This window comes from Mesorhizobium sp. M7A.F.Ca.ET.027.02.1.1 (genome assembly GCF_004022985.1).
Taxonomy (GTDB): Bacteria; Pseudomonadota; Alphaproteobacteria; order Rhizobiales; family Rhizobiaceae; genus Mesorhizobium.
This window is the reverse complement of sequence record NZ_RZOL01000431.1, coordinates 1-4,895: the sequence shown is the minus strand read 5'-3', so window position 1 is coordinate 4,895 and position 4,895 is coordinate 1. Positions and strand designations below refer to the sequence as shown.

The window sequence follows — 4,895 nt, the reverse complement described above, 5'->3', positions numbered from 1 at the left end:
GGCCCGGCTTTTGCTTGTCAAGGCAATTGGTAGCAAAACGCGCTTACCGGAGCGTTATCCCGGAGCAAAATCGAGAAAAAAGCGCCGCTCGAACCGGAAAAATCGTGTCAGGAAATAAATTTCACGCTCAGAGCGTAAAACCCTCGCCGAGGTAAAGTCGCCGCACATCCGGGTTCGCCACCACTTCGTCGGCCCTTCCATGGGTCAGCACCTGGCCGGCATGGATGATGTAGGCGCGGTCGATGAGGCCGAGCGTTTCGCGCACATTGTGATCGGTGATGAGGACGCCGATGCCGCGCGCCGTCAGGTGGCGCACCAGTTGCTGGATATCCGCGACGGCGATCGGATCGATGCCTGCGAAAGGCTCGTCGAGCAGCATGTAGGCCGGACGCGTCGCCAGCGCTCGCGCGATTTCCAGGCGTCGCCGCTCGCCGCCCGAAAGCGACATGGATGGCGCCTTGCGCAGATGGCTGATGTGGAATTCCTCGAGCAGTTCGTCGAGATTGCGCTCGCGCACCTTGCGGTCCTTTTCGACCACTTCCAGCACCGCGCGGATATTCTGCTCGACATTGAGGCCGCGGAAGATCGACGCTTCCTGCGGCAGATAGCCGATGCCGAGGCGTGCGCGACGGTACATCGGCATCGACGTGACGTCGAAGCCGTCGATCTCGATCGTGCCTTCATCCACCGGCACGAGGCCGGTAACCATGTAGAAACAGGTCGTCTTGCCGGCGCCGTTGGGGCCGAGCAGCCCAACGGCCTCGCCAGCGCGCACGCCGATGGTGACGCCGCTGACGACCTTGCGGCCCTTGTAGCTCTTGGTCAGCCCCTTGGCGATCAGGGTTCCCTTGAACTTTCCCGCATCTACGGTCACCGTGGCCGGCGCCGAAAGCTTGCCGGCGGCCCGTCCCGGAAGACGCGCCGTCAGCGACGACAGGCTGGCCATCAGGGGTTCGTCGCTCCCGATTTCGGCGGCGGCGTGATCGACATCTGGACGCGTTGCCCAGCGCATGGATCCACCTGAGCCAGCCCGCTTTTCATCTGCACGGTAAGCTTGCAGCCCACCAGAATGTTGTCGTTTTGCGACAGAACGACCTTTTTGCCCGAAAGCACCAGAACCTGGCTCTTCATATCGAAGCTGCCTTGATCGCCTGTCGCGACCTGCGCATCCGACTTGATGTAAACCTTGTCGGAGATCTCCAGGTGATCGATGTTGGCCGAGCCCGTCATCGCCGCACCCGCGGCCTCCGTGCCCTTGGCAGCGGCGTTGGGGTCCTTGACGTAGTAGACCGTCATCTTGCCGGCCTTCATCAATGTCGGCCCCTGGACGACGCTGACATTGCCCGTGAAGATGGCGACACTGTCGGCCTGGCGGACTTCCAGCTTGTCGCTCTCGATCTGGATCGGCTTGTCGCCGGACAGTTTGAGGCCTGATTGACTGGTCGTCTGCGCCCATGACGGCACGAGTCCGAGCAGCAGCAACGCTGAAGTTGCAGCCGCGAGCCGCGTCGAACTACTGAGCCGCATTGGTTTCTCCGCTGTTTCCCTGTGCCGCCTTCAAGGCGGAGGAATCGATGTTGACGCGCACTTTGTTCTCGAAAACCAGAACCTTGCCATTGTCCTGGACCGACATCGTATCCGCCGTGATCCGCGACCCGCCACGGCTGACATCGACGGGATCTCCCGTCTTCATAGTGCCTTTGCCCATGTCGAGGAAGACCGATTTGAACTTGGCCTGCATGCCGTCGGTCGTGGTGATCGTCACGTCGCTGGTCAGGTTCATCGTATTGCCGTCGCGATCGTAGGTGCCGTGCGAGGCCTTGACCGCCGCCACATTGTCGGGCGCGATCGGCACCTTGGCGTCGATGCCTTCCAGCTCGATGATGCCTTGCGTGCTGACATCCTGAATGGCACGCAGCGCCGTCATCGAATAAGGCTGCTTCTGCTTGGTGAAACCGTTGAGCTTGGGATTGGCCATCACCAGCTTGCCGTTGGAAAAGGCAGTGCCTTCCGCCTGAACCTTCACGGCGACGGGTGCGGCGAGATAGGAATAGACCGGGAAAGCGACCGCTATCAGTGCCGCGGCCACCGGCACGGCAAATTTGAGAACGCGCACGCGGCGCGAATGACGCTGTGCACGGTCGAAAGCGTCGCCGCGCGTCCGGCCGTCCGCCGGGGGAGCCAACACCGCCTCGGCGTTGGTCGGTTCAATCGGTCGCGCTAACATTCACTGCTTTCTTTAACCCTGCCCACCCTTGAGCACCGCCTATAGGTGGGACGCCGGCGCTTTCAAGCAAGCACAAGCGCACGAAAACTGCAAAAATGTGACAGCCGCCTTTGTACAGACGAAAACGAGGTCCGCACAACTGCGTGTTCTCCATAGCAGAAACAGACACGCGGCGTAAAATTTATCCGCCGTCGGTCTCGTCGCCGACCTGGGGCGATTGCACAAACATGTGAGCAGACCAATACTTGTAGAGCGCCCAGCCCGGGCCGGTCGACTGTCGACGGAGATGGCCACCTCACGTCCAGGTGCTGACTTGCCTCGCCATACGCAAAAGAGAACTGCTTCCAGATGGGCGGATCATGGTCTAAAAGCGTCTCCTCCCGCCGACTGAAAGGCTGACCATGGCACTGAGAGCCGACGACCTGATCGACCGCCGCCGTTTGCGGCGCAAGCTGACATTCTGGCGCGTCGTCGCCATAGGCATCGTAGCCCTTGGGGTGATTGCGCTTTCAACCTGGTTCTATGGCGACGATTTCGGTGGCTCGACGGTCGACCATATTGCCAAGGTCAAGATCGAAGGCACGATCACCGAGGACGAGGAACTGATCAAGCGGCTGGAAACCATCCGTCTTTCATCGAAGGTGAAAGGCGTGATCCTGTCGATCGATTCGCCTGGCGGCACCACCGTCGGTGGTGAATCGATCTATGAAGAAGTGCGCAAGCTGGCCGCCGACAAGCCGGTGGTGGCGGAAGTCGGCACGCTCGCCGCATCGGCCGGCTATATGATCGCCAGTGCCGCCGATCACATCGTTGCCCGCAAGACCTCGATCGTCGGCTCGATCGGCGTGCTGATCCAGTATCCCGACGTCAGCGGCCTGATGGACAAACTCGGCGTCAAGCTGGAGGAGGTGAAATCCTCGCCGCTGAAAGCCGCACCCTCTCCCTTCAAGCCGACCAATGACGACGAGCGTGCCATGGTTCGCAAACTCATCCTCGACAGTTATAACTGGTTCGTCGACATCGTCGCCGAACGCCGCAAGATGACCCGCGAACAAGCGCTGGCGCTTGCCGACGGCTCGATATTCACCGGGCGCCAGGGCGTTGCCAACGGGCTGATCGACGCCGTCGGCGGCGAGGCGGTAGCGGTCGACTGGCTGGCGACCAAGGGCGTCGATGCCAAGCTCAAGGTCGTCGAGTGGAAGGATACCGAACAGCGCGGCGGCTTCCTGTTCTCGAAAGCGATGGCGCAAACCATCGGCAGTGCGCTCGGCCTGCCCGCCTACAGCGGCGACGTCATCCATGAACTCGGAGCCGACCGCTTGTTTCTTGACGGTCTCGTTTCCGTCTGGCACCCTTGAGACGCCGTTTGGGGCAAGTGAAAAAAGCAAATAAAATCATCCTCATAATTTTGACCGCACTGCTTTCACGGGGACCCGTCTCATGATCAAGTCCGAACTTGTGCAGATTATTGCCACGCGCAATCCGCATCTTTTCCTGCGCGACGTCGAAAACATCGTCGGCGCCATCTTCGATGAAATCACCGACGCCCTTGCCGAAGGCAACCGGGTCGAGTTGCGAGGCTTCGGCGCTTTTTCGGTGAAGAATCGTCCCGCCCGCACCGGTCGCAATCCGCGCACCGGCGAATCCGTCGAGGTCGAGGAGAAATGGGTGCCGTTCTTCAAGACCGGCAAGGAACTGCGTGAAAGGCTGAACGGCGGCAAGTAGGCGCGACGTCAGCGCCTGACGGCCTTTCGGACAGGCCAGCTTCCGACGGAAAACATCATGTTCAATCGCTTCATGCTCATCGCGATCTTCGTGCCCCTGGCGATCATCCTGATCGCACTCGCCGTTGCCAACCGCGAACTGGTCGCCTTCACGCTCGATCCGTTCAACCCCGGCAATCCGAAGCTGACCCTGACTTTGCCGCTGTTCATCTTCCTGTTCCTGGCACTCGCCATCGGCATGATCATCGGCAGCCTGGCAACCTGGGTCAAGCAGGGCCGCTATCGCAAGCTGGCGCGCCAGCGCGGCGTCGAAGCCGAGAACCTGCGCCAGGCGGTCAGCCGTGCGCCGGCGGTACCGCAAAGCCAGGCCCCAGGCTCCGCCCAAGGGTCCGCCCAAGGGTCCGCATTGCCGAAGCCGACCGCTTGAGCCGCCCGTCGGCGGTTTTGTCCCCACGGAGTTTTTCATGCTGACCATTTCGGCCGCAGAGGTCGACCATGCGCTGAGCTTTGCCGGGCTGGTCGAGACGCTGCGCACGGCGTTTCGCGACGGTGCGGTGCAGCCGGTCAGGCATCATCATACGATCGAGCGGCCAGATGGTGCCGCCTCCACACTGCTTTTGATGCCGGCCTGGACCGATCTCAACGCGGCGGGCACATCGACCGGCGGTCACGTCGGCGTCAAGATCGTCACCGTGTCCCCCGACAACAACGCCATCGGCAAGCCGGCGGTGATGGGACTCTACCTTCTGCTTAACGGCGCCACCGGCGAACCTGAAGCCTTGATCGACGGCCAGCGGCTGACACAGTGGCGGACCGCCTGCGCTTCGGCGCTCGCGGCCTCCTATCTCGCCCGCGACGATGCCTCGCGGCTGCTGGTGGTCGGCGCCGGCGCGCTGTCGCCCTTCCTCGCCAAGGCGCACTCGGCCGTACGGCCGAGTGCGCCT

General features: G+C 61.9%; 6 protein-coding genes and 1 pseudogene. 4 read left to right on the top strand and 3 right to left on the bottom strand.

All coding sequences use genetic code 11. From position 1 onward, the window contains the following. Positions 1-127 precede the first annotated feature (127 nt). The 3 genes from lptB to lptC are packed head-to-tail and all read right to left on the bottom strand — an operon-like array spanning position 128 to position 2,227. Positions 128-946, bottom strand: a complete 819-nt coding sequence (gene lptB / locus EN749_RS30480; RefSeq protein ID WP_013529586.1) for an LPS export ABC transporter ATP-binding protein — start codon at positions 944-946, stop codon at positions 128-130. Continuing rightward, complete coding sequence (locus tag EN749_RS30475; protein ID WP_127328297.1) at positions 946-1,527, bottom strand: LptA/OstA family protein; 582 nt, start codon at positions 1,525-1,527, stop codon at positions 946-948. Before EN749_RS30475 ends, lptB begins: the two co-directional genes overlap by 1 nt. Next, complete coding sequence (gene lptC / locus EN749_RS30470) at positions 1,514-2,227, bottom strand: LPS export ABC transporter periplasmic protein LptC (RefSeq protein ID WP_127809316.1); 714 nt, start codon at positions 2,225-2,227, stop codon at positions 1,514-1,516. The genes EN749_RS30475 and lptC overlap by 14 nt, the downstream gene beginning before the upstream one ends. 401 nt (positions 2,228-2,628) lie before the next feature. Here lptC and sppA point away from each other — a divergent pair, with 401 nt between their 5' ends. From sppA to EN749_RS30450, 4 genes and pseudogenes are all read left to right on the top strand, one after another. After that, positions 2,629-3,585: a signal peptide peptidase SppA gene (gene sppA / locus EN749_RS30465; protein ID WP_127269998.1), complete on the top strand. Its 957-nt coding sequence runs from the start codon at positions 2,629-2,631 to the stop codon at positions 3,583-3,585. A gap of 82 nt (positions 3,586-3,667) precedes the next feature. Further along, the gene (locus EN749_RS30460) at positions 3,668-3,952 is read left to right on the top strand and encodes an integration host factor subunit beta (RefSeq protein WP_006200394.1); all 285 of its coding nucleotides are present in this window, start codon (positions 3,668-3,670) and stop codon (positions 3,950-3,952) included. A gap of 57 nt (positions 3,953-4,009) precedes the next feature. Beyond that, positions 4,010-4,378: a LapA family protein gene (locus EN749_RS30455; protein ID WP_127809315.1), complete on the top strand. Its 369-nt coding sequence runs from the start codon at positions 4,010-4,012 to the stop codon at positions 4,376-4,378. A gap of 37 nt (positions 4,379-4,415) precedes the next feature. Further along, positions 4,416-4,895: pseudogene (locus EN749_RS30450) on the top strand (ornithine cyclodeaminase family protein); the annotation flags it as partial.

Bases quoted from the DNA above. Each gene is read 5' to 3' on its own strand.
- lptB (WP_013529586.1), bottom strand. From the start codon at position 946: ATGGCCAGCCTGTCGTCGCTGACGGCGCGTCTTCCGGGACGGGCCGCC.
- EN749_RS30475 (WP_127328297.1), bottom strand. From the start codon at position 1,527: ATGCGGCTCAGTAGTTCGACGCGGCTCGCGGCTGCAACTTCAGCGTTG.
- lptC (WP_127809316.1), bottom strand. From the start codon at position 2,227: ATGTTAGCGCGACCGATTGAACCGACCAACGCCGAGGCGGTGTTGGCT.
- sppA (WP_127269998.1), top strand. From the start codon at position 2,629: ATGGCACTGAGAGCCGACGACCTGATCGACCGCCGCCGTTTGCGGCGC.
- EN749_RS30460 (WP_006200394.1), top strand. From the start codon at position 3,668: ATGATCAAGTCCGAACTTGTGCAGATTATTGCCACGCGCAATCCGCAT.
- EN749_RS30455 (WP_127809315.1), top strand. From the start codon at position 4,010: ATGTTCAATCGCTTCATGCTCATCGCGATCTTCGTGCCCCTGGCGATC.